General features: G+C 42.1%; 1 protein-coding gene. It reads left to right on the top strand.

Translation table 11 applies throughout. The annotated features are described in order from the left end of the window. Nucleotides 1-171 precede the first annotated feature (171 nt). A complete protein-coding gene (locus N5D30_RS26045; protein WP_279911340.1) occupies nucleotides 172-1,152 on the top strand; it encodes a Shedu anti-phage system protein SduA domain-containing protein in 981 nt (326 codons plus the stop codon). The last annotated feature ends 52 nt before the right edge of the window (nucleotides 1,153-1,204 follow it).

The raw sequence follows: 1,204 nt of genomic DNA, 5'->3' as shown, positions 1-1,204 counted from the left end.
AGAAGCTGTCTCTCGCATCCTGCGGTTGAATCCACACTCATAAGCTGTCAGTGGACACCATACTGGCAAAACCGTAGCCTGCCCATAGAAACACTCGAAGATGCTATATGCTTCTGCAAAATTCATGCTTAGGCAAATACAAAATACACCGCGAAAGTTGAGAGCGCGCAAATGGAATTTGAGGTAGGATCAAGAACTGTTGAGATTAAAAAAAGGCGTATTCTCACCGCCAGCGTGAAACGGCAGGTAGCTATATTGAGTGGCTATCGGTGCTCGTTCCCAGGCTGTGACCAAAACCTCATGCTCGATGGCTCGTCATTTATCGGGGAAATATCTTCGATCGAAGCCGTTCATTCTCACGGTCCAAGACACAATCCGTCTAAGGATGGAGACGAGCTACTTGAAATAGACAACTATCTTCTCTTATGCCCTAATCATCATGCGGTTATTGATAGGCAGCCTGAAATATATTCGACTGAGTGGCTAAAAAAGGCTAGGGAAGATCATCTAAGTAAAGTGTCAGAAGTACTGTCTGCCTCGAAGCTTGTAGACGAGATAAAACTAGATGAGCAGGTTGAAGTTTCCTTAGAGGAAGCAATAGGTGTTTGGAAAGTAAATCGTGAAAACTCATCCGAGGAGTTCTGGCAAACTCTTCTACAAAAATGTCCAGCTGTATTATCACAGATATTTCCGCAAAGTATGTTTCAGCTAGGTAATAAATGCTACGTTGGTGGAAAATCTATAACAAACTCGGGTGGAAATCTCGTCGACTTTATCTACGCAAGCAGGCTGACTGGCAATATAGCATTGGTCGAAATAAAAACCCCGAAGACTAAATTGCTTGGAAAAAAGTATAGATCTAATGCCTATTCAATTAGCGAGGAGATGTCCGGATCATTTATTCAGGTGTTAAATTACAAAGACCAACTGATGAAAGAGTATTACAAGCTAAGCGAGGGCGACGGAGGTAGTTCCTTTTCTGCATTCAATCCAAAATGCTTAATTGTTATTGGTGCGCTTGAATCAGAGCTTAAAGATGGGAATCAATACAAATCTTTTGAGCTATTCAGAAATAGTATGACGAATGTAGAGATTGTCACTTACGATGAGCTTTTTCAAAAGGCTCAAGACATTTTAGATATGGTCAAATAACACTGGTTGACGGTTCTGAGCCGATTTCTGCCTCTCATGACGGGCAGAAGCC

The sequence above is a fragment of the Pseudomonas sp. GD03875 genome (assembly GCF_029840585.1).
Lineage (GTDB): Bacteria > Pseudomonadota > Gammaproteobacteria > Pseudomonadales > Pseudomonadaceae > Aquipseudomonas > Aquipseudomonas paralcaligenes.
This window is presented reverse-complemented; position numbering and strand designations above follow the sequence as displayed.